At 68.4% G+C, this 22,140-nt stretch carries 16 protein-coding genes; 4 read left to right on the top strand and 12 right to left on the bottom strand.

The genetic code is table 11. The annotated features are described in order from the left end of the window. Positions 1-72: 72 nt before the first annotated feature. Positions 73-1,749, bottom strand: a complete 1,677-nt coding sequence (locus U5771_RS16750) for a methyl-accepting chemotaxis protein (protein WP_322024998.1) — start codon at positions 1,747-1,749, stop codon at positions 73-75. Positions 1,750-2,173: 424 nt separating this feature from the next. Between U5771_RS16750 and U5771_RS16755 the strand changes: the two genes are divergently transcribed. After that, entirely contained in the window at positions 2,174-3,409 is a 1,236-nt protein-coding gene (locus U5771_RS16755) for an MFS transporter (protein ID WP_322024999.1), read from the top strand. A gap of 66 nt (positions 3,410-3,475) precedes the next feature. Here U5771_RS16755 and U5771_RS16760 read toward each other — a convergent pair whose 3' ends face one another. After that, on the bottom strand, positions 3,476-4,273 hold the full coding sequence (locus tag U5771_RS16760; protein ID WP_322025000.1) for a 5'-methylthioadenosine/adenosylhomocysteine nucleosidase: 798 nt from the start codon (positions 4,271-4,273) through the stop codon (positions 3,476-3,478). Next, on the bottom strand, positions 4,270-6,633 hold the full coding sequence (locus U5771_RS16765; protein ID WP_322025001.1) for a UvrD-helicase domain-containing protein: 2,364 nt from the start codon (positions 6,631-6,633) through the stop codon (positions 4,270-4,272). The genes U5771_RS16760 and U5771_RS16765 overlap by 4 nt, the downstream gene beginning before the upstream one ends. Before the next feature lie 214 nt (positions 6,634-6,847). Between U5771_RS16765 and U5771_RS16770 the strand changes: the two genes are divergently transcribed. Continuing rightward, positions 6,848-9,715: a valine--tRNA ligase gene (locus tag U5771_RS16770; protein ID WP_322025002.1), complete on the top strand. Its 2,868-nt coding sequence runs from the start codon at positions 6,848-6,850 to the stop codon at positions 9,713-9,715. An 87-nt stretch (positions 9,716-9,802) separates the two neighbouring features. Then, on the top strand, positions 9,803-10,687 hold the full coding sequence (gene galU / locus U5771_RS16775) for a UTP--glucose-1-phosphate uridylyltransferase GalU (RefSeq protein WP_322025003.1): 885 nt from the start codon (positions 9,803-9,805) through the stop codon (positions 10,685-10,687). A gap of 60 nt (positions 10,688-10,747) precedes the next feature. Here galU and U5771_RS16780 read toward each other — a convergent pair whose 3' ends face one another. The 7 genes from U5771_RS16780 to U5771_RS16810 form a co-directional block, all read right to left on the bottom strand. Next, on the bottom strand, positions 10,748-11,362 hold the full coding sequence (locus tag U5771_RS16780; RefSeq protein ID WP_322025004.1) for a DUF4136 domain-containing protein: 615 nt from the start codon (positions 11,360-11,362) through the stop codon (positions 10,748-10,750). A 37-nt stretch (positions 11,363-11,399) separates the two neighbouring features. Beyond that, a complete protein-coding gene (locus tag U5771_RS16785) occupies positions 11,400-13,787 on the bottom strand; it encodes a CHASE2 domain-containing protein (RefSeq protein ID WP_322025005.1) in 2,388 nt (795 codons plus the stop codon). Between the two features lie 10 nt (positions 13,788-13,797). Then, positions 13,798-15,159 (bottom strand): FecR domain-containing protein, encoded by a 1,362-nt coding sequence (locus U5771_RS16790; RefSeq protein WP_322025006.1) that lies wholly within the window; start codon positions 15,157-15,159, stop codon positions 13,798-13,800. Beyond that, a complete protein-coding gene (locus U5771_RS16795; protein WP_006402120.1) occupies positions 15,156-15,860 on the bottom strand; it encodes a response regulator transcription factor in 705 nt (234 codons plus the stop codon). Before U5771_RS16795 ends, U5771_RS16790 begins: the two co-directional genes overlap by 4 nt. Positions 15,861-16,124: 264 nt before the next feature. Next, positions 16,125-16,559, bottom strand: coding sequence for a peptidase (locus U5771_RS16800; RefSeq protein WP_322025007.1), 435 nt, complete (start codon positions 16,557-16,559; stop codon positions 16,125-16,127). Positions 16,560-16,757: 198 nt separating this feature from the next. Continuing rightward, positions 16,758-16,985, bottom strand: coding sequence for a sulfurtransferase TusA family protein (locus U5771_RS16805; RefSeq protein WP_006753156.1), 228 nt, complete (start codon positions 16,983-16,985; stop codon positions 16,758-16,760). Positions 16,986-17,113: 128 nt separating this feature from the next. Continuing rightward, the gene (locus U5771_RS16810; protein WP_124501038.1) at positions 17,114-18,049 is read right to left on the bottom strand and encodes a LysR family transcriptional regulator; all 936 of its coding nucleotides are present in this window, start codon (positions 18,047-18,049) and stop codon (positions 17,114-17,116) included. 110 nt (positions 18,050-18,159) lie between these two features. Between U5771_RS16810 and U5771_RS16815 the strand changes: the two genes are divergently transcribed. Then, positions 18,160-19,680, top strand: coding sequence for a CoA-acylating methylmalonate-semialdehyde dehydrogenase (locus U5771_RS16815; RefSeq protein WP_322025008.1), 1,521 nt, complete (start codon positions 18,160-18,162; stop codon positions 19,678-19,680). Positions 19,681-19,742: 62 nt separating this feature from the next. Here U5771_RS16815 and U5771_RS16820 read toward each other — a convergent pair whose 3' ends face one another. Further along, a complete protein-coding gene (locus U5771_RS16820) occupies positions 19,743-20,627 on the bottom strand; it encodes a MurR/RpiR family transcriptional regulator (protein WP_322025009.1) in 885 nt (294 codons plus the stop codon). A gap of 282 nt (positions 20,628-20,909) precedes the next feature. Continuing rightward, a complete protein-coding gene (locus tag U5771_RS16825; protein WP_322025010.1) occupies positions 20,910-22,082 on the bottom strand; it encodes a Gfo/Idh/MocA family oxidoreductase in 1,173 nt (390 codons plus the stop codon). Positions 22,083-22,140: the final 58 nt, after the last annotated feature.

A 22,140-nucleotide genomic window follows, 5' to 3' on the forward strand; every position in this document is an offset into this window, starting at 1 on the left:
GATCGACAGCAGCGCGCCGGCCTGCGCGGGTCGCGGACGGCCAGCCCGCGACGGGGTGGGAGGCAGCGAAACTCAGGCCGCGATGTGAAAGCGTCCGACCAGCGACTTGAGCGCCTGCGCCTGCTCGTCGAGCGCGTTCGCCGCGGCGGCCGCCTGTTCGACGAGCGCGGCGTTCTGCTGCGTGCCGGCATCCATCTGCGTGACCGCGCGGCCGATCTCGTCGATCCCCGCACTCTGCTCGTCCGACGCCGCCGAGATCTCGCCGATGATGTCGGTCACGCGCTTGACCGCCCGCACCACGTCGTCCATCGTGCGGCCCGCATCGTGCGCGAGCGCCGCGCCGTTCGCGACGCGCTCGACCGACGCGCCGATCAGCGCGCGAATCTCCTTCGCCGCGGTCGCCGCGCGCTGCGCGAGCAGCCGCACCTCGCCCGCGACCACCGAAAAACCGCGCCCCTGCTCACCCGCGCGCGCCGCCTCGACCGCGGCATTCAACGCGAGAATGTTGGTCTGGAACGCGATCCCCTCGATCGTGCCGATGATGTCGCGAATGTTCTTCGCGCTGTCGTCGATCTCGCTCATCGTCGCGACCACGCGCCCGACGACTTCGCCGCCCGCCTCCGCGACGGCCGACGCATTGGCCGCAAGCGCGCTCGCCTGCCGCGCGTTTTCGGCGTTCTGCCGCACGGTCGACGTGAGCTCCTCCATGCTGGCCGCGGTCCGCTCGAGCGCGACGGCCTGCTGCTCGGTGCGCCGCGACAGGTCGAGGTTGCCGGTCGAGATTTCGCCGGACGCAGCCGCGATCGCCTCGGCACTGACGGCGATCTCGCCGACGGTCGCCGCGAGCCCGGTCTGCATGTCGGACAGCGCGCGCACCATGCTGTCGCGGTCGTGCCGGCCGAGCGGAATCGGCCGCGTCAGGTCGCCGCGCGCGATGTCGGCCGCGATCGCCTTCGCGTCCGCGGGCTCGCCGCCGAGCTGCGACGCGAGGCGGCGCACGACCCGTTCGGCGATCGCGATCGCCAGCACGATCAGCGCGGCCGTCATCGCCGCGATCATCGCGAACGACGACGAGAAGATCGTTGCGGACGCATCGAGCGTCGCCTTCGACTTCGCGCCGCGCGTCTTCACGAGCATCGCGACGAGCTTCTCGAGCTTGCCGGTCTCGACCAGCAGCGACACGTCCTGCGTGCCGACCTGCCAGTTCATCTGCGACAGGTCGAGCGGCTGCGCCTGCACCAGCGCGACGAAATCGCGCAGATGGCCGCTCCACGTGCCGACCGCCATCGAGAACGCGCGCAGTCGCCCGGAATCGTCCGCATCGGCCGGATCCGCATAACGCTGCAGCGTCGCGAGCGCCTGGCCGATCGACGCGAGCCCCGCGCTGACCTCGGCGCCCAGATCGTCGCGCTCCTTCGCGGTCGTCGCGGTCAGCAGCATCTTCTGCGCGCGGCTCGCGCGCAGCACTTCGGCGCGCACTTCCTCCGCCGCCCGGCTCGCGACGTGCCCCTGCTCGTAGACCGACGCGATCGACGCGTTCAACCGGCTGATCTGCCACAGCGAAAACACGCCGATCGCGAGCGTGCCGGCCAGCAGGATCGCGAACGCCGCGCGCAACGTCGCCTTGACGGTCCACGACCGGCGTTCGGGCCGGGCGGTGCGCGCGCGCCGTGCGGTGGGCCTGGCGGCTGCGCCGGATGCGGCGGCGGCCGCATCCGGCCGCGGATGCAATGATGCTGCTGCTTTCATCGATATATCCCCGTATTGATCACGCCGCCGGAAAGGTCGGTTCCGGCGGCCGGCATTCCCGCGACGGCTGGCCCATGCCGCGCGTCCGGTGCCCGCCCGGCTCTCGTGGCCGGTTCCGGGCGCGGCGCACCTGCAGGCACGCCTGTGTTGTCGTTGCGTCGTTCTACGGCCGCCATCGGCGCACCTTGAGTCCGGACAAACACCGATCCGGCCCGCGCGGCCCCGTCGGCAGGCGGACGCGCCGCAGCGTTATACCCGGCCAAAAAAGGAGGGATGGCCGAATCGTCACACCGATGTCCGAATCGCGATAAAACTTGGCCGGACATTCTCGATACGCCACATTACACTTCTTTGACGCAACAACGATTCGAACGCGCCGATCCCCATCAGAGCGCGTCCCGCCACCTCAACTCGCTCACCTCACATGGAAACCAGCCTCGATACGGGCGCCGGCACCGCCGCCGCCCAGCCGTCTGCCCCACCCGCTGCGCGCACCGTCTACCCGGTGCTCGGCGCGATCAGCTTCTCGCACATGCTCAACGACATGATCCAGTCGTTGATCCTTGCGATCTATCCGATGCTCAAGAGCCAGTTCGCGCTGTCGTTCGCGCAGATCGGCCTGATCACGCTGACCTACCAGATCACCGCGTCGCTGCTGCAGCCGCTCGTCGGCCTGTACACCGACAAGCGGCCGAAGCCGTATTCGCTGCCGGTCGGGATGGGCTTCACGCTGGCGGGGCTGCTGCTGATGTCGGCCGCGCAGAACTTCCCGACGCTGCTGGCGGCGGCGGCGCTGGTCGGCTGCGGCTCGTCGGTGTTCCATCCGGAGTCGTCACGCGTCGCGCGGATGGCGTCGGGCGGCCGGCACGGGCTCGCGCAGTCGCTGTTCCAGGTCGGCGGTAACGCCGGTTCGGCACTCGGGCCGCTGCTCGCCGCGCTGGTGATCATCCCGCACGGCCAGCACAGCATCGCGTGGTTCTCGGCGGCCGCGCTCGTCGCGATGGTCGTGCTCACGCAGATCGGCCACTGGTACAAGCAGCATCCGTCGATGAAGAAGAAGGCGGCGTCGGCCGGCCATCCGACGCTGTCGCAGGGGCGCGTGCTCGCGGCAATCGGCGTGCTGGTGCTGCTGGTGTTCTCGAAATACTTCTATCTCGCGAGCATCAACAGCTATTTCACGTTCTACCTGATCGACAAGTTCCACCTGTCGGTGCAGGCCGCGCAGATCCACCTGTTCGTGTTCCTCGCGGCGGTCGCGGCCGGCACGCTGATCGGCGGGCCGGTCGGCGACCGGATCGGCCGCAAGTACGTGATCTGGGTGTCGATCCTCGGCGTCGCGCCGTTCACGCTGCTGCTGCCCTACGCGAACCTGTTCTGGACGAGCGTGCTGAGCGTGATCATCGGCGTCGTGCTGGCGTCGGCGTTCGCCGCGATCCTCGTCTATGCGACGGAGCTGATGCCCGGCAAGGTCGGGATGGTCGCCGGCCTGTTCTTCGGCTTCGCGTTCGGCCTGGGCGGCGTGGGCGCCGCCGTGCTCGGCCAGCTCGCGGACGCGACGAGCATCCCGTTCGTCTACAAGGTGTGCTCGTTCCTGCCGCTGATCGGCGTGCTGACGGTGTTCCTGCCGAATCTCGAGAGCAGCCGGCGCAAGCAGGCGTGACGAACCGGCCGCGGCCTGCGTGCCGCGGCCGGTCGACCGGCTCGGAGGGAGCGTACGACGGCGGCTTCAGGCCGCCGTCGTCGCATGCAGCGTCAGGAAACGCTTGAGGATCCCGGACGAATAGCTGCTCGCGATCGCCGACAGGAAGTGCGAGAACGACTGCGTCGCGTGGTCGTCGGCCGTATCGGAAATGGTGCGCACGATGGCGAACGGCACCTCGTGTTCGGCACACACCTGCGCGATCGCCGCGCCTTCCATCTCGACCGCGAGCGCGTCCGGCAGCGCGTCGCGCAGCGCGACGACTTCCCGCTCGCTCGACACGAAGCGGTCGCCGCTGATGATCAGCCCGCCGTGCAGCGTCGCGCCCGCCAGCCCGAAGCGCGCGGCGAACTGCGCGCCCTCCTCGGCGACGAACAGCGTGCACGCGGCCTTCAGGCGGGCCGTCAGCGCCGCGTCGGTCGCGAACCGCGTGATGCCGAGCAGCGGCACCTCGTAGCGCGGAAACAGCGGCGACGCATCGAGATCGTGCTGCAACAGCGTATCGGCGACGACGACGTCGCCGATACGCACCGTGCGCGACACGCCGCCGGCGACGCCGGTGAACACGACGCCGGACACGCCGAACACATGGATCAGCGCGCTGACGGTGGCGGAGGCCGCGACCTTGCCGACCCGCGCGAGCGTGACGACGCAGGCCGCGCCGTGCACGGTGCCGACGTGGTAATCGCGGCGGCCGAGCGTGATCGTCTTCATCACGCCGTCGGCGCGCATCGCGGCGATCAGGTCGCCGAGTTCCTCGGGCAGCGCGGCCAGAATGCCGAGCGGACGCGTCGATACCGTTTCAACCATGTCGATGCTCATCATTCCACCGCCTGCAGTTTCGCGACCGCCAGCGCGAGCCACTTCTCGCCGTGCCGCTTGAACTTCACCTGCGCCTTCGCATCGGCGCCATTGCCTTCGAGCGCGGTGACCGTGCCCTCGCCGAACTTGGTGTGGAACACCTGCTGGCCGACACGGAAACCGGTGTCGGCTGCGCGCTGCTTGTTCGCGAACGCCGGCAGCGGCGCGGATACCGCCGCGTCCACCACCTGCTCGCGACTGCCGCCGCCCGGCCGCGCGAACCAGTCGCGCCCCCAGCCGGCATTGTCCGAGCGGCCGCCCCAGCGCGAGCCCGCCTCGACCTTCGGCGTGAGCCACTTCAGCACGTGCTCCGGCAATTCGTCGAAGAAGCGCGAACGCACGTTGTAGCGCGTCTGGCCGTGCAGCATCCGGCTCTGCGCGAACGACAGGTAGAGCCGCTCCTTCGCGCGCGTGATCGCGACGTACATCAACCGGCGCTCTTCCTCGAGGCCGTCCGATTCGAGCACGCTGTTCTCGTGCGGGAACAGCCCTTCCTCGAGGCCGGTGATGAACACGGCCGAGAATTCGAGGCCCTTCGCCGCGTGCACCGTCATCAGCTGCACCGCGTCCTGGCCGGCCTGCGCCTGGTTGTCGCCGGCTTCCAGCGACGCGTGCGACAGGAAGCCCGCGAGCGGCGTCATCGTGTCGGGGTTCTGTGCGGGGTCGCCGAGCGGTGCCGGATCGAGCACGTCGACCGTCGGATCGTCCGCGTCCGCGCCGAGCTCCGGTGCCGCGATCGCGCCCGCGCGCAGCGGAATCGAGCGGGCCGGCGCATCGAGCCCGTAGCCTTCCTCGCTGACGAACGCGGTGGCCGCGTTCACGAGTTCCTGCAAGTTCTCGAGGCGGTCCTGACCTTCGCGCTCGCCCTGGTAGAAATCGGCAAGGCCGCTTGCGCGCACGACGTACTCGACCGTCTCCGGCAGGCTCATCTGCTGCGTCTCGGCACGCATCTTCGCGATCAGCGTCGCGAACGCGCCGAGGCTCGAGCCGGCCTTGCCGGTCACGTACGGGATCGCGGCGGCCATCGAGCAGTCGTACAGGCGCGCGGCGTCCGCGAGCTGCTCGATCGAACGCGCGCCGATCCCGCGCGTCGGGAAGTTCACGACGCGCGCAAACGCGGTGTCGTCGTTCGGGTTGTCGATCAGGCGCAGGTACGCGAGCGCGTGCTTCACTTCCTGGCGTTCGAAGAAGCGCAGGCCGCCGTACACGCGATACGGGATGCCCGACGTCATCAGCGTGTGCTCGATCGCGCGCGACTGCGCGTTGCTGCGGTACAGGACCGCGACCTCGCTGCGCGACATCCCGGTGTTGATCAGCGAGCGGATCTCCTCGACGATCCAGCCGGCTTCCTGCGCATCGGTGCTCGCCTCGTACACGCGCACGGGCTCGCCGTGGCCGGCGTCGGTGCGCAGGTTCTTGCCGAGGCGGTGCGCGTTGTTCGAGATCAGCTGGTTCGCCGCGTCGAGGATGTTGCCGTGCGACCGGTAGTTCTGTTCGAGCTTGATCAGGTTGCGCACGCGGAATTCGTCTTCGAAGTCGCGCATGTTGCCGACGTTCGCGCCGCGGAACGCGTAGATCGACTGGTCGTCGTCGCCGACCGCGAAGATCGCGTTCTGGCCGCCCGCGAGCATCTTGAGCCACGCGTACTGCAGCTTGTTGGTGTCCTGGAACTCGTCGACGAGGATGTGCCTGAAGCGCGCCTGGTAGTGCGCGCGCAGCGGCGCGTTGTACGCGAGCAGTTCGTAGCAGCGCAGCAGCAGCTCGGGGAAGTCGACGACGCCCTCGCGCTGGCACTGCTGGTCGTACGCCTGGTACAGCTCGACGAACTTGCGGTTGAAGTTGTCGGACGCGTCGACCTTGTCGGGGCGCAGCCCCTGCTCCTTCGCGTTGTTGATGAAGTACTGGACGTTCTTCGGCGGGTATTTCTCGTCGTCGACGTTCGCCGCCTTCATCAGCCGCTTGATCGCCGACAGCTGGTCGGCCGTGTCGAGGATCTGGAAGGTTTGCGGCAGGCCGGCGTCGCGCCAGTGTGCGCGCAGCATCCGGTTGCACAGCCCGTGGAACGTGCCGATCCACATCCCGCGCGTGTCGATCGGCATCATCGCCGACAGCCGCGCCATCATCTCGCGCGCGGCCTTGTTCGTGAAGGTGACGGCGAGCACGGTGGGCGGCGACGCGTAGCCCTGCTGGATCAGCCACGCGATGCGCGTGATCAGTACGCGGGTCTTGCCGCTGCCCGCCCCCGCGAGGATCAGCGCCGGTTCGTTCGGCAACGTGACGGCGGCGTATTGTTCAGGGTTCAGATTGGCGAGCAGATCGGGCATGGAGCGGCAGCGGACGGGCGAGAAAAATGCGGACCCGCCATTATAAGTCGGCCGCGCGATGCCGTTTCCGATCCGTTCGGCCGCATGCTGCCACGGCGCGGCGCGCACCTCCCGACGGGCCCGCGTGGGCAAGGCGATGGCTGGCCGATGTGCATCCATTTATAATTGTCAGATTCGGCATCCAATTCACGCATTTTTCGGCAGATTTCCAACCATGAGCGACAGCACGCTTGCGAAGAGTTTCGAGCCCCACACCATCGAGTCCCAATGGGGGCCGGAGTGGGAAAAACGCGGCTATGCCGCCCCGGCATTCGACCCGGCACGCCCCGATTTCGCGATCCAGCTGCCGCCGCCGAACGTCACCGGCACGCTGCACATGGGCCACGCGTTCAACCAGACGATCATGGACGGCCTCGCCCGCTACCACCGGATGCTCGGCGAGAACACGCTGTGGGTGCCCGGCACCGACCACGCGGGGATCGCGACCCAGATCGTCGTCGAGCGCCAGCTCGATACGCAGGGCGTGTCGCGCCATGACCTCGGCCGCGAGAAGTTCGTCGAGCGCGTGTGGGAGTGGAAGCAGCAGTCCGGCTCGACGATCACGGGCCAGGTGCGCCGCCTCGGCGCGTCGACCGACTGGTCGCGCGAATATTTCACGATGGACGACAAGATGTCGGCCGCCGTGCGCGACGTGTTCGTCACGCTCTACGAACAGGGCCTGATCTACCGCGGCAAGCGCCTCGTCAACTGGGATCCGGTGCTGCTCACCGCGGTGTCGGATCTCGAGGTCGCGAGCGAAGAGGAAAACGGCCACCTGTGGCACATCCGCTACCCGCTCGTCGACGGTTCGGGCTCGCTGACCGTCGCGACGACGCGTCCCGAGACGATGCTCGGCGACGTCGCGCTGATGGTCCACCCGGAAGACGAGCGCTACGCGCACCTGATCGGCAAGCTCGTCACGCTGCCGCTGACGGGCCGCGAGATCCCGGTGATCGCCGACGACTACGTCGACCGCGAGTTCGGCACGGGCGTCGTGAAGGTCACGCCCGCGCACGACTTCAACGACTATCAGGTCGGCCTGCGCCACAACCTCGCGCCGATCGAGATCCTGACGCTCGACGCGAAGATCAACGACAACGGCCCGGAGCAGTATCGCGGCCTCGACCGCTTCGACGCGCGCAAGGCGATCGTCGCCGACCTCGACGCGGAAGGCTTCCTCGACTCCGTGAAGCCGCACAAGCTGATGGTGCCGCGCGGCGACCGCACCGGCGTCGTGATCGAGCCGATGCTGACCGACCAGTGGTTCGTCGCGATGACGAAGCCGGCGCCGGAAGGCACGTTCAACCCGGGCAAGTCGATCACCGAAACCTCGCTCGACGTCGTGCGCAACGGCCAGATCAAGTTCGTGCCGGAAAACTGGACGACCACCTACTACCAGTGGCTCGAGAACATCCAGGACTGGTGCATCTCGCGCCAGCTGTGGTGGGGTCACCAGATTCCCGCGTGGTACGGCGAGAACGGCGAGGTGTTCGTCGCGCGCAACGAGGAAGAGGCGCGCGCGCAGGCCGCCGCCAAGGGCTACGCCGGCGCGCTGAAGCGTGACGAGGACGTGCTCGACACGTGGTTCTCGTCGGCGCTCGTGCCGTTCTCGTCGCTCGGCTGGCCGAACGAAACGCCTGAACTGCAGCATTTCCTGCCGTCGTCGGTGCTCGTCACCGGCTTCGACATCATCTTCTTCTGGGTCGCCCGGATGGTGATGATGACGACGCACTTCACCGGCAAGGTGCCGTTCCACACCGTGTACGTGCACGGCCTCGTGCGCGATGCGGAAGGCCAGAAGATGTCGAAGAGCAAGGGCAACACGCTCGACCCGATCGACATCGTCGACGGCATCGACCTCGAAACGCTGGTCGCGAAACGCACGACGGGCCTGATGAATCCGAAGCAGGCCGCCACCATCGAGAAGAAGACGCGCAAGGAATTCCCGGACGGCATCGCCGCGTTCGGCACCGACGCGCTGCGCTTCACGATGGCGTCGATGGCGACGCTCGGCCGCAACGTGAACTTCGACCTCGCGCGCTGCGAAGGCTATCGCAACTTCTGCAACAAGCTGTGGAACGCCACGCGATTCGTGCTGATGAACTGCGAAGGCCACGACTGCGGCGCCGACAAGCCGGAAGTGTGCGGCGCGGGCGACTGCGGCCCCGGCGGCTACCTCGACTTCTCGGCGGCCGACCGCTGGATCGTGTCGCTCCTGCAGCGCACCGAGGCCGACATCGCGAAGGGTTTCGCCGATTACCGCTTCGACAACATCGCGACGAGCATCTACAAGTTCGTGTGGGACGAGTACTGCGACTGGTACCTCGAACTCGCGAAGGTGCAGATCCAGACCGGCACGCCGGAACAGCAGCGCGCCACGCGCCGCACGCTGCTGCGCGTGCTGGAAACGGTGCTGCGCCTCGCGCACCCGATCATCCCGTTCATCACCGAAGCGCTCTGGCAGAAGGTCGCGCCGCTCGCCGGCCGTTATCCGCAAGGCAAGGCCGAGGGCGAAGCGTCGCTGATGACGCAGGCGTATCCGGTCGCGAACCTGCAGAAGATCGACGAGGCATCGGAGCAATGGGCGGCCGACCTGAAGGCGATCGTCGACGCCTGCCGCAACCTGCGCGGCGAGATGAACCTGTCGCCGGCGACCAAGGTGCCGCTGCTCGCCGCCGGCGACGCCGAGCGCCTGCGCTCGTTCGCGCCGTACGTCCAGGCCCTCGCCCGCCTGTCGGACGTGCAGATCCTGGCCGACGAAGCGACACTCGACAAGGAAGCGCATGGCGCGCCGATCGCGATCGTGGGCCCGAACAAGCTGGTGCTGAAGGTGGAAATCGACGTCGCGGCCGAACGCGAGCGGCTGTCGAAGGAAATCGCGCGCCTGACGGGCGAGATCACGAAGTGCAACGCGAAGCTCGGCAACGAGGCGTTCGTCGCGAAAGCCCCGCCGGCCGTGGTCGAGCAGGAGCAGAAGCGCGTCGCCGAATTCCAGAGCACGCTGGAAAAACTGCGCGCCCAGCTCGATCGGTTGCCTGCGTAACAAACGGTAAGGTCGTTTGCGTTCACTATAATCAGAACGTGAACATAGACTGTCTGACAAGTCGATTACAGGAATAAAGGTTCGATCATGTTGAAAGTCACCAAGGCGGTATTCCCCGTTGCCGGTCTCGGCACGCGGTTCCTCCCGGCAACGAAGGCGAGCCCGAAGGAAATGCTGCCCGTCGTCGACAAGCCGCTGATCCAGTACGCAGTCGAGGAAGCGATCGCCGCGGGCATCACCGAGATGATCTTCGTGACCGGGCGCAGCAAGCGCGCGATCGAGGATCACTTCGACAAGTCGTACGAGGTCGAGGCCGAACTCGAGGCACGCGGCAAGGAGAAGCTGCTCGAGCTCGTGCGCAGCATCAAGCCGAGCCATGTCGACTGCTTCTACGTGCGCCAGCCGGAAGCGCTCGGCCTCGGCCATGCGGTGCTGTGCGCGGAGAAGCTCGTCGCCGACAACCCGTTCGCGGTGATCCTCGCCGACGACCTGCTCGACGGCAACCCGCCGGTGATGAAGCAGATGGTCGACGTGTTCGACCACTATCACAGCTCGGTGATCGGCGTGGAAGAGATCCCGCCGTCGGACACGAAGTCGTACGGCATCGTCGACGGCAAGGAGTGGGAAGAGTCGATCGTCAAGATGTCGGCGATCGTCGAGAAGCCTGCGCCGGAAGTCGCACCGTCGAACCTCGGCGTGGTCGGTCGCTACATCCTGAAGCCGCGGATCTTCGAACACCTGCGCGCGCTGAAGCCGGGCGCGGGCGGTGAACTGCAGCTCACCGACGCGATCCAGGCGCTGCTCGCCGACGAACAGGTGCTGGCCTACAAGTACCAGGGCACGCGCTACGATTGCGGCAGCAAGCTCGGCTACCTGAAGGCGACGGTCGAGTTCGCGCTGCGCCACCCGGAAGTCGGCGCCGAGTTCGACGCGTACCTGCGCGCGCGCGGCAACGGGCAACCGGCCGCCTGAACGCGGCGCGGGCCGGCCTCGCCGCCTCGGCGGGCCCGCCCTCACCTCACGGCCGGCGCGTCAGCGCGTGACGGCCGGCTTCACCGAGACGACGCCCGGCATTGCGCCCGCGTCGTCTTTTTTTGTCTTCACGAGCCAGCCGTCGCCCGGTTCGAACGGCAGCTTCGCGAGCGCGCTCTTCACGAGCGTCGGCGCGGCCAGCTGCGTGCCCGCATCGCGATCGCGCAGCGACGCCGACACGCGATAGACGTCGGCGCCCGACTTCGCATCGACGAAACGCAGCGTCAGCACGTGGCGGTACACCTTGCCCGCGAACGGCAGCGCGAACGGCGCCGGGCCGTCGACGGTCACGCACGCGCTGCTTGCCGCGCCGCACTGGTCGGCCGTCGCCGCGACCGGCGCCGGCTGCGTCGCATACGCGATCGACAGCCGGTAGCCCGCGGCCTGGCCGGGCTGCGCGTCGAAGCCGCGATGCGCGAGCTCGTCGCGCACGAGCGTCTCGATCTGCCGGTATTCGGCATCGTCGGCCTGAGCGGCCGTGCGAACGAAATCGTAGCCGTGCGCACCGGATGCGAACGCATTCGGCTGCCCGAGCGCGCTCACGCCGGTCGTGACGCCGGCGCACCCCGTCAACAGCGACACCGCCAACGCGGTCGCTGCCCATTCCTTTCTCATGACTTCCCCCAAATGCCTGCCGTCGTGCCCGGCCCTGTCAGGCGGACGGCTCGTCGATCGCGGGCAGCGACACCGTCACCGCGGTGCCGACACCCACTTCGCTGTCGACCGTCACGCTGCCGCCGTGGCGCGTGACGACCGTCTTCACGAATGCCATGCCGAGCCCGGAGCCCGAGATTTCGGGCCGCTCGCCGGCATGGAACCGCTTGAAACGCTCGAACAGATGCCGCTGATCTTCCGGCGCGATGCCGTACCCCTGATCGCGAATCGTACAGAACATCCGCCTCGATGCGTGCTCGACCGTCAGCGTACACGCGATCACCGTGTCGGACGGACTGTATTTGACCGCGTTGTTCAGCAGGTTGACGAATGCGCGCGTGATCAGCGAGCGGTCAGCGCGCGTCCAGCACATGTCGGTGCCGACGTCGGTCGCGATGCGGATACGCTTCGCCTGCGCCTGCGGCCAGACTTCGTCGCTCGCGTCGATCAGCACGTCGACCAGGCTCGTCGGCTCGAGCTGGTACGCCTGCGACTCCGCGCGCGCCAGCTGCACGAACTCGTCGGCGAGCGACAGCGCACGGTGTGCATAGCGCTCGATCCGCGCGAGCAGCCCGCGCATCGCGTCGGTTTCGACCCGATCGCGCTCGATCTCGACGAGCGCGAGGATCGACGACTGCGGCGAGCGCATGTCGTGCGACAGCAGGTGCAGCGCCTCCTCGCGCTGCCGCTCGGCCGCGTGCAGCTCGGTCACGTCGACGAGACCGGCGATCCAGCCCGTCACGTGGCCCTGCGCGTTCGTACACGGGGCATAGCGTAACAGATGGTCAAGCCCGTCGCGATCGCGCACCTCGATGCCGCGCGCCATCGCGTCGTCCTCGGCCCCGAGCGTCGGGTCGAGCGCGGCCGGCCAGTGTTCGCGGATCGTGACGTCGTGTTCGGCGTTGCCGTCGACGGTCTTCATGAAGGTCAGCTCGCCGAGCGCGGCGCGCAGCGGCCGCCCTTCCGGCAGCGGCAGCGCGAGCCGCGACCCGTAGTGCTTCGCCGCGTGGTTCGCGATCAGCACGGTCCCGGCCAGGTCGGTGACGAAGATCGGCTCCGGCATGCTGTCGAGGCTGTCCCACACGAAGCGCTTCATGTCCTGCACGCGCTGCGCCGCCTGCGCCATCAGCGCCATCTGCCGTTCGAGCACGTCGCCGCCGACGCTGCGCGTGCGCGGCGCCTCGGGCAGCAGGTGCGGCTCGTCGGCCAGCCGCTGCAGCTCGCGGCGCAGGTACGACATCGTCATTTCCAGGCGCCGCCAGTTCCAGATCGGGTACACGGCGACCAGCCCGAAGATCGCCGGCGCGGGCGACAGCCACACGCGCGCCTCGAACAGCAGCGCCAGGCTCGCGACGACGGCCAGCGCGGCCAGGCTCAGCGTCAGCAGCAGCGCGCGCCACGGCGACAGCATCAGGAAACCGCCCAGCAGCACCGTGAGCGGCAGCAGCGACGCGACGAACAGCCCGGCGCGCGACACAGGCAGGATCGCGCTGCCGGTCGTCAGCATGTCGAGCACGTTCGCATGGATGTACACGCCGGCAAGCGGGCCGAAGTCGCCCGACACCGGCGTCGCGAAGCGGTCATAGAGGCCCGATGCGGTCACGCCGACCACGACGATCTTGCCGCGCAGCGCGTCGGGTTTCACGCGCCCTTCGAGCACGTCGTCGAACGACAGCGTCGGATACGCGGGCGTGCTGCGGCTGAACGGGATCAGGTAGCGGCCGTCGCCGGTCGCGTCGCGCGACAGGTCGTGCGCATGTGCGCCGGGCGCACCGCCGACCGGATGCAGCCGGCCGGCCTGGATCGCGCGGTAGACGGGCACCATCAGCTGCGGCCAGCGCACGCGTCCGTCGCTTTCGAACAGCGCGACGCTGCGCACGATGCCGTCGGGATCGACTTCGAGATTGATGTGGCCGAGCCCCATCGCGCGGGCCGACAGCTCGGCCACCGGCGGATCGACGGTGCGCGTGCCGTCCGCCTGCTCGGGGCTCAGCAAGGCGGGCAGGAAGGTCGGCACGCGGGCCATCGCGTCCGCGAACGCGCGATCCTCGGGCGACTGCTCGGTAAACAGCACGTCGTAGACGACCGCGGCCGGCTGCGCCCGCGCCAGCGTGTCGAGCAGCCGCGCGTGCACGCTGCGCGGCCACGGCCAGCGGCCGAGTGCGGACACGCTCTGGTTGTCGATGTCGACGACGACGACGTCGGGCGACAGCGGCAGGCTGCGCAGCATCAGCAGCCGGTCGTAGATCAGCCCGTCGACGCTCGACGACAACCGGCCGAGCGCGCACGCGAGAATCACCGCGATCCCGAGGCAGCCGATCGCGATCCACTCGATCAGGAAGCGGCGGCCGAGGCGCCGCCGCGGGGAAACGGAGTCGGATTTCATGCGTCGCGGGTCAGCGCGACAACGTGAACGCGCTGACCGGACTCGTCTTCTGATAGAACTTGCCGCCCTCGAACTCCTCGACCGTCACCGCCCAGTAGTAGTCGCCGGGCGGCAGGTGGGCGACCGTGATCCTGTGCGCCTGCAGGCCCATCTGGTCGACGACCGGCGCGCTCAGGTCCTTCGAGCGCGACAGCACGAACCGATAATGCGCGTCCTTGGCCGCGCCGTTCGGCGACCAGCGGAACTCATAGCCGTTCGGGCCGGCCGACGCGGTCGCATCGATCCCCATCAGGCGCCGCTCGAACGCGTAAATGTGCGGCATGCCTTCGAGGCCGTTGTCGTCGATCGCGGCAATCCGGACGAAGTACGTGCCGTTCGGCACCTCGCGGAACACCGCGCGCGACGAGACCGTGCGCGCTTCGCTGAACAGTTCGAGCATGCCCGCGTCGCGCGCGAGTTGCAGGTGATAGGCGTGCGCATGCTCGAGCGGCGCGATGTCGAACGTGAGATCGGGCTCGTCCTGCACCTTGTCGGGATGCGTGAGCGCGGGCGCCGGCAGCAGTTGCACGGGCGCGCCGACCGCGCCGGACGACGTCGCGACGCTGCCGTAGTTCGCATGCACGAGCGTCGGGTCGGCCGGCTGCTGCTTGCCCGCGACGCCGACGGTGCCGTCGAGCACTTCGACGCGCGTCGCGGCGTTGCCGGCGGCGTCGTAATTCACGCGGAACCGCGTGCCGCGCACGCCGGCCACGACCGACGGCGAGCGGATCTGGAAGCGGTCGTCGCGTTTCTTCAGATGTGTGACTTCGCTGTCGACCGAGCCGCGCGTGAGCTCGAACTCGCGGTCGAGCGTGCCGGTCAGCACGGTGCGGCGCAAAGTCTTCAGGTCGAGCTGGCTGTCGGGCGGCAGGCTCATGTGCGTGCCGTCGGCCAGTTCGAGCGTCAAGAAGCCGTTCGCGCCGGTGCGCACGCGGTCGCCCTCGGTGAGCGTCGCATCGTTCACGAGCGGTGCGTAGGCATCGCCGGACGCGCGCTCGGCCGTGCCCTGCACCGCGACGACGCGCGCGGTCAGCTTTTCCTTGCGCAACCGCGCGACCGGCAGCTTCAGCGCGACGCCGGGCTGCAGGTGCTTCGGCGCGGGCACGCCGTTGATCTGTTGCAGCAGCTGCCAGTCGTCCGGACCTTGCAGGTAGCGCGCGGCGACGTCGTACAGCGTGTCGCCGGCATGCGTGCGGTAGACGACCGTCTTGCCCACGGCAGCGGGCGGCTGCGCGCCGGCCTGCTGCGCCGCGAACGCAAACGCGACCGCGCACGCCGCGTGCAATGCCGCCGTGCGCAAGCTCGCCGTTCGCTGCGTGATTCGCTGGGTCACTCCGGTTCTCCCTGGCCGACCCGCTCGAGCCGATAGCCGTAGCCGTAGATCGGTGCGAGGCGATAGCCGTTTTCCGGCCGCAGGCCGAGCTTCGTGCGCAGCATCGAGATGTGCGTGTCCATCGTGCGCGACGGAATGTCGGTCGCCTGCTTCCACACGAGATCGAGAATGTGCGCGCGCGACAGCGGCCGGTCGAGATGCTGGAACAGCAGCAGCGCGAGCTCGAATTCCTTCTGCGTGAGACTCACGGCCTTGTCGCCGACGTACGCCTGCTTCAGGTTCACGTCGAAGCGGAACTGGTCGAACTCGCGAACGGTCGCCTCCGCGTTGACCGGGTACGCACGGCGCAGCAGCGAGCCGATGCGCGCGCGCAGGATCGGGCCCGACACGGGCTTGACCACGTAGTCGTCGGCGCCGGCGTTGAGAATCTGCGTGATCCCCGCCTCGTCGTCGCGGCTCGTCATGAAGATGATCGGCAGGCTGTGCTCGGTCTGGTTCGCACGCACCCACTTGAGCACTTCCTCGCCGGACATGTCAGGCACGTTCCAGTCGAGCACGAGCAGATCGAACGTCTCGCGCTGCAGACGCTTCTTCAGGGCCTTGCCTTCCTTGAACGCATAGCACGTGTGGCCGGCGGCCGTCAGCGTTTGACTGACGAAATCCGTCTGGGCCGGATCGTCATCCAGTACAGCAATTCTCATAGCACCCCGCAAATCGAAATCGATTCGTCCAGTTCAGCTCCCCGCGCTCACCCCGCAGCGCAACGCACGCTGCGCCCGACACCGGCCGGCGAGCCGTCGTTTGCCGCGTGCGCAACCTGCGCGACACGGCACCCCGGCAAAATATCTCAAAAACGGGGCACGGACGAACCGGCGATTTCATCATAGTAGTATGAAATTCGCCAAGAAATTGCGAAGACTACGGTCCTTTATTCGAATAATCCTTCCCGTCGCAGGATCTCGCGCCTAGCCGGCACTCGCCATGCCGGCCACCGGCTCGGCCAGCTCGTCGGTCGGCACGTGGCGCAGCATGGGCTGCCCCGGCATCGGCTGCTGCAGCATGCGCTCCAGCTGGCCGCGCACACGCTCCCACGCCGGCGCCGCGTAGTCGGGTTGGTTCGCCGCCCACGCATGGGCGAGATCGAACACGCGCTCGATCGTCGCACCGCAATACGTGAAGCCCGCGCCGTCGTCCTGCGCGGCGCCGCGCAGCCGTTCGTCGAGCGATTCGGCCAGCCACGGCATCTCGGCCGCCGCCGAATCGGCATACGCCTCCAGTGCGGCACGCGCGTGGCGATCCTGTTGCGGGTCGAGCTCGATCCGGCTCAACCCCGCCGCGCGTGCGGGCGCAATGCATTCCGCTGCGGACGGACTTCGAATGGTCCCTGGTCTGAAGGACATGTCCTCTCCCCGTTTGTACGACGGTAGCGTCAGGCATGGCCCCCGTGCCCGCCTCGTATGACGTACCGTGGCCGGTGCATCCATCCGAGACGGACGACCGGCCGGGTCAGTATACGCAGCCGGCCGTGCGACGAGGTTTAAGAATTGTCAGGAACGCCAGAGGCGCTCGGGGCCGCAAGCGGCGCGCGATGCGGGCCGTCAGCGGCGGCGCATCAGGAACACGAAGGTCTTGTCCTGGGTCGTCACTTCGACGATCTCGTTGCCCGTCTGCTTCGCGAACGCGGCGAAATCGCGCTGCGAACCCGGATCGGTCGCGAGCACCTTGAGGATCTGCCCGCTCTCCATATCGGCGAGCGCTTTCTTGGCGCGCAGGATCGGCAACGGGCAATTGAGCCCGCGCGCGTCCACTTCCTTGTGAATCTGCATCGGCTGTCGACCTTCGAATGACGCGCCACACGGGCGCGGGAGGAAGCGGCGATTTTACCGCAGCGCGGCCACCCCTGCCCGCGCGGCCAGGACCCGGCCGTGCGGCGCGGCGCACCCGCGCTCGCCCGTCAGGCGCCCGAGAAACCGCCCGCCAGCCGCTCGCGCAGGTGCCGCACGAGCGCGCGCACCGCGCTCGGCACGACCGGGCTGTACGGCCGGATCGCGAAGATGTGGTCGCCGAACGCGCCCGACGGCCGCCAGCCGTCGAGCAGCGCGACGAGCCGGCCGGCGTCGAGATCGCGCTGCGCGCTGAAATCCGGCAGCAGCGCGATGCCGAGCCCGCCGAGCGCGGCCTCGCGCATCGCCTCGCTGTTGTTGGCCGCGAAGCTGCCGCGCACCGGCACGCTGACACGCTGGCGCCGCCGGCCGTCCGGCTCGAAACTCCAGGCGGCCGGTTCGTTGTCGCGCAGGTAGCACAGGCAGCTGTGGTCGACGAGTTCGCTCGGGTGGCGCGGCGCGCCGCGCGCGTCGAGGTAGTCGCGGCTCGCGACCAGCAGCGAGCGCGTGTCGCACAGCTTCCACGCGACGTGGGTTTGCGGCGCGGTCGTCGTATGGCGAATCGCGAGGTCGAAGCCCTCCTGCGTCAGCGAATGCAGCCGGTCGGACAGGTCGAGTTCGATATGCACGCCCGGATGCTGCCGCAGGAAATCGGGCAGGTGCGGCACGACCTGCTGGCGCCCGAGCGCGACGGGCACCGTCACGCGCAGCAGCCCGCGCGGCTCGCCGGCCAGGTCCTTCACGCGCGCGAAGTGCTGGCCGATCGACTCGAACGCGTCGCGCGTGCTGTCGACCAGCGTCTGCCCCGCGTCCGTGAGCCGCACGCTGCGCGTCGTGCGCCGCACGAGCGGCACGCCGGCCGCCTTCTCGAGATCGGCGATGCGCTGGCTCATCGCGGCCTTGCTGATGCCGAGCCGCTGCGCGGCGGCCGTGAAACTGCCTGCCGCGGCCAGTACCGTCAGCGAGTGGATATGCGGCCAAAGCGCCTGGACATTTTGCTGATTCATCCACTGATTATTCAGAATTCTGAACAGTGAATCAAGCTGCGCGGCCTTCTCCCGCCCCGCCGCTTTGCCTAGACTAGGTTCCGTCCACCCACCGATCCTCAGGAGACACGATGAACCCGGTTCCCGCCTACGCGTCCGATGCCGACGTCGGCCACTATGTCGACGGCGCGCCCGTCGCCGGCCGCAGCGGCCGCTTCCAGGACGTCCTCAACCCGGCGCTCGGCCGCGCGGTGCGCCGCGTCGCGCTCGCCGGCGACGACGAAGTGCAGCAGGCCGTCGCATCCGCCCACGCCGCCTTCCCGGCCTGGGCCGCGACGCCGCCGATCCGCCGCGCACGCGTGCTGCACCGCTTCCTGCAGCTGATGAACGAGCACCGCGACACGCTCGCGGCGATCATCACGGCCGAGCACGGCAAGGTGTTCTCCGACGCGCAGGGCGAAGTCGCACGCGGCATCGACATCGTCGAATTCGCATGCGGCGTGCCGCAACTGCTGAAGGGCGACTTCACCGACCAGGTCAGCACCGGCATCGACAACTGGACGATGCGCCAGCCGCTCGGCGTCGTCGCCGGGATCACGCCGTTCAACTTCCCGTGCATGGTGCCGTGCTGGATGTTCCCGGTCGCGCTCGCGACGGGCAACACGTTCGTGCTGAAGCCGAGCGAACGCGACCCGTCGGCGGCGCTGTTCATGGCCGACCTGCTCACGCAGGCCGGCCTGCCCGCCGGCGTGTTCAACGTCGTGCAGGGCGACAAGGGTGCGGTCGACGCGCTGCTCGACCATCCGGACGTGCAGGCCGTCAGCTTCGTCGGCTCGACGCCGATCGCGGCCTACGTGCAGCAGCGCGCGGTGCAGTCGGGCAAGCGCGTGCAGGCGCTCGGCGGCGCGAAGAACCACCTCGTCGTGATGCCCGACGCGAACATCGAGCAGGCGGTCGACGCGCTGATCGGCGCCGCGTACGGCTCGGCCGGCGAACGCTGCATGGCGATCAGCATCGCGGTGCTGGTCGGCGACGTGGCCGACCGGATCGTGCCGGCGGTCGCCGAGCGCGCGCGCAAGCTGGTGATCGGCGACGGGATGTCGCCGGAAGTGGAGATGGGTCCGATCGTCACCGGCGACGCGCTGAAGCGCATCGAAGGCTATATCGAGCAAGGCGTCGGCGAAGGCGCCCAACTGGTGGTCGACGGCCGCGGGCTGCGCGTGCCGGGCCGCGAGGAAGGCTTCTTCACCGGCGGCACGCTGTTCGATCACGTGACGCCCGACATGCGCATCTACAAGGAAGAAATCTTCGGGCCCGTGCTCGGCTGCGTGCGCGTGAAGGACTTCGGCGCAGCGGTCGACCTGATCAACGCGCACGAGTTCGGCAACGGCGTCGCGTGCTTCACGAGCGACGGCGGCATCGCGCGCGAATTCGCGCGGCGCATCCAGGTCGGCATGGTCGGCATCAACGTGCCGATCCCGGTGCCGATGGCATGGCACGGCTTCGGCGGCTGGAAGAAGAGCCTGTTCGGCGACATGCATGCGTACGGCGAGGAAGGCGTGCGCTTCTATACGCGCCAGAAGTCGGTGATGCAGCGCTGGTCGTCGAGCATCGGCAAGGGTGCCGAGTTCGCGATGCCGACCGCGAAGTAAGCGTTGCCGGTACGCCGCCCGCCGGTCGATCCCGCGGGCGGCAGGCACACGGAAGGCCGGCGTCAGCCGGCCTTCGTGTCGTGCGCGCCGTCGGCGGTCGGCAGGTACGACAGTTCGAGCCGGTAGGCGAGCGCCACGAACAGGCTCTGCGCGAGGCCCATCGTCGCGGTCAGCGCGCGGAACCCGAACGTCGCGCTGTCCTGCACCATCAGCGTCACCTCGGCCTCCCGCGCGAGCGGGCTCATCCGGCTGTCGGTGATCGCGATCAGGCGCGCGCCGCGCTGCACGGCCTGCTGCGCGACCTGCACCGTCTCTTCCGCATACGGCATGAACGAGATCACGATCATCACGTCGCCCTCGCGCACCGACCGGATCTGCCCGAGATGCATGCTGCCGAGCGCGCTGAACAGGCCGATGCGCTTGTCGGTGTGCTGCAGCGCATAGTCGAGATACACGGCGATCGGAAACGCGCGGCGCGAGCCGGCGATCCAGATCGCCTGCGTGTCGGCGAGCAGGTCGACGGCCTGCGCGAGCGCCTGCGGGTCGAGCGTCTGCCGCAGCTGCTGCATCCCGGCAATGCTGCCCTTGATGAATTCGTCGGCGATCTGTTCGGGCTGCAGGCTCGACGAGCCCGCGTCGATCACGTCGCGCAATCGCAGGTTGTACGCACGGCCCGGCGCGATCTGCTGGGCCAGGCCCTCGCGGAACAATCGCTGCATCTCGGAGAAGCCGGAAAAGCCGAAATGCTTCGCGAACCGCACGACGGCCGACGGCTGGACCCCGCACGCCTCCGCGAGCGACTGGATGCCTTCGAGGCCAAGCTGGTCCCGATGCGTTTCCACATGACGCGCAATCACCTTCAGGCGGTTGCTGAGGCCGTCGTACTCCTGCGTCAGATGCTGCAGGAACTGTTCGACGGTGGCGGGAGGATTCTCGGATGAACTCATCGGATGGCGCGAAGTTGACGGCCCCGATGCGCGCGCGGCTGACGGGCGCGGCCCGGGACTCCCCTGGATACATGCATGAAGGGCGAATTTAATCACGTTTGCGGCACGGCCCGTGCCGCACGCTCGCTCCCACGCGCTCGATCATCACCTGCACACGCTCCACGGCGATTCTGGAAACGATTTTCCATCGCTCTCGCCGTGCCGTAAAGATTAGGGTGTCTACCGACGTGAACGCCGACGCCCGAGGCCGCCGGCCGACACCGCGCATCGGCCGGCCCTGGCTCAACGATAGTCGACCCACACGCCGCCGGCATCGGCGGACCGCACGCAGTTCTCGACCCACCGCACGCCTTCGACGCCCGCGTGGACGTCCGGAAAGCGGATCTGCTGCAACGCTTGCGCGTCGCCGCGATCGGCCGCGTCCATCGCGAGCGCGAAGCGCGCATAGAGGTTCGACCACGCTTCGAACAACCCTTCCGGATGCCCGGCGCCGATGCGGTCTTCGCGCAATGCGTGCGGATGCAGATAGCCCATTCCGCGATCGAGCACCTGCGCGGGCTGCCCCTGGATCTCGTAGCGCAACTGGTTCGGATGCTCGTCCCACCATTCGACGCTCGCCTTCGAGCCGATCACGCGCACCTTCTGCCCGTGCATCGAACCCGCGTTCACCGCGCTCGACCACACGTAGCCGATCGCGCCGGTGTCGTATTCCATGATCGTGAACGCGTTGTCCTCGAGTGGCGCGCGGCTCTTCACGAAGCTTTGCCGCGAGCACATCAGCCGGCGGATCTTCAGCTCGGGCGCCATCACTTCCGAGATGTACAGCGGGTGCGTGCCGATGTCGCCGAGCACGTAGCTCGGGCCCGCGAACTTCGGGTCGACGCGCCAGCGTGCGGCCGCGCTCGCGGCCTCGACGCCCTCGCTGTGAAACCCGTGCGCGAACTGCATCTGCACGATGCGGATCTCGCCCAGATCGCCGCGCGCGATCATCTCGCGCGCCTGCTCGATCATCTGGTGACCTGAATAGCCGTACGCGACGCCGACGATGCGGTTCTTCTCGACCGACAGCCGCTGCAGCGCCTCGGCCTCCTCGGTCGTGAAGCACAGCGGCTTCTCGCAGACCACGTGCAGCCCCGCGTTCAGCGCCGCGCGGCAGATCTCGAAGTGCGTGTTGTTCGGCGTCGCGATCGACACCGCGCGAATGCCGTCGGCGCGCTTCGCCTCGGCCTCGAACATCGTCCGGTAGTCGGGATAGCAGCGCCCGGCGTCGACGCCGAGCTTCACGCCGAATTGCCGGCCGCGCTCGGCATCGATATCGAATGCGCCGGCGACCAGCTGGAAGCTGCCGTCGCGCAACGCGGCCGACCGGTGGCTGTAGCCGATCTGGCTGCCGAGCCCGCCGCCGACCATGCCCCAGGGAATCGAATGTCCTAGCAGAATCTGTCCGTCGATCATGATTGTCGTGTTCCTGTCCGTATTCAGGTTTTCATCGTGTGTTCAGAGGCGCGAGCCG

The organism is Burkholderia sp. BCC1977 (assembly GCF_905339595.1).
Taxonomy (GTDB): domain Bacteria; phylum Pseudomonadota; class Gammaproteobacteria; order Burkholderiales; family Burkholderiaceae; genus Burkholderia.

What these genes read in the sequence shown, in the direction of transcription:
- U5771_RS16750 (WP_322024998.1), bottom strand. Translation starts at nt 1,749, where the DNA reads ATGAAAGCAGCAGCATCATTGCATCCGCGGCCGGATGCGGCCGCCGCC.
- U5771_RS16800 (WP_322025007.1), bottom strand. Translation starts at nt 16,559, where the DNA reads ATGTCCTTCAGACCAGGGACCATTCGAAGTCCGTCCGCAGCGGAATGC.
- U5771_RS16765 (WP_322025001.1), bottom strand. Translation starts at nt 6,633, where the DNA reads ATGCCCGATCTGCTCGCCAATCTGAACCCTGAACAATACGCCGCCGTC.
- U5771_RS16785 (WP_322025005.1), bottom strand. Translation starts at nt 13,787, where the DNA reads ATGAAATCCGACTCCGTTTCCCCGCGGCGGCGCCTCGGCCGCCGCTTC.
- U5771_RS16780 (WP_322025004.1), bottom strand. Translation starts at nt 11,362, where the DNA reads ATGAGAAAGGAATGGGCAGCGACCGCGTTGGCGGTGTCGCTGTTGACG.
- U5771_RS16810 (WP_124501038.1), bottom strand. Translation starts at nt 18,049, where the DNA reads ATGAATCAGCAAAATGTCCAGGCGCTTTGGCCGCATATCCACTCGCTG.
- U5771_RS16825 (WP_322025010.1), bottom strand. Translation starts at nt 22,082, where the DNA reads ATGATCGACGGACAGATTCTGCTAGGACATTCGATTCCCTGGGGCATG.
- U5771_RS16820 (WP_322025009.1), bottom strand. Translation starts at nt 20,627, where the DNA reads ATGAGTTCATCCGAGAATCCTCCCGCCACCGTCGAACAGTTCCTGCAG.
- U5771_RS16770 (WP_322025002.1), top strand. Translation starts at nt 6,848, where the DNA reads ATGAGCGACAGCACGCTTGCGAAGAGTTTCGAGCCCCACACCATCGAG.
- galU (WP_322025003.1), top strand. Translation starts at nt 9,803, where the DNA reads ATGTTGAAAGTCACCAAGGCGGTATTCCCCGTTGCCGGTCTCGGCACG.
- U5771_RS16760 (WP_322025000.1), bottom strand. Translation starts at nt 4,273, where the DNA reads ATGATGAGCATCGACATGGTTGAAACGGTATCGACGCGTCCGCTCGGC.
- U5771_RS16805 (WP_006753156.1), bottom strand. Translation starts at nt 16,985, where the DNA reads ATGCAGATTCACAAGGAAGTGGACGCGCGCGGGCTCAATTGCCCGTTG.
- U5771_RS16815 (WP_322025008.1), top strand. Translation starts at nt 18,160, where the DNA reads ATGAACCCGGTTCCCGCCTACGCGTCCGATGCCGACGTCGGCCACTAT.
- U5771_RS16755 (WP_322024999.1), top strand. Translation starts at nt 2,174, where the DNA reads ATGGAAACCAGCCTCGATACGGGCGCCGGCACCGCCGCCGCCCAGCCG.
- U5771_RS16795 (WP_006402120.1), bottom strand. Translation starts at nt 15,860, where the DNA reads ATGAGAATTGCTGTACTGGATGACGATCCGGCCCAGACGGATTTCGTC.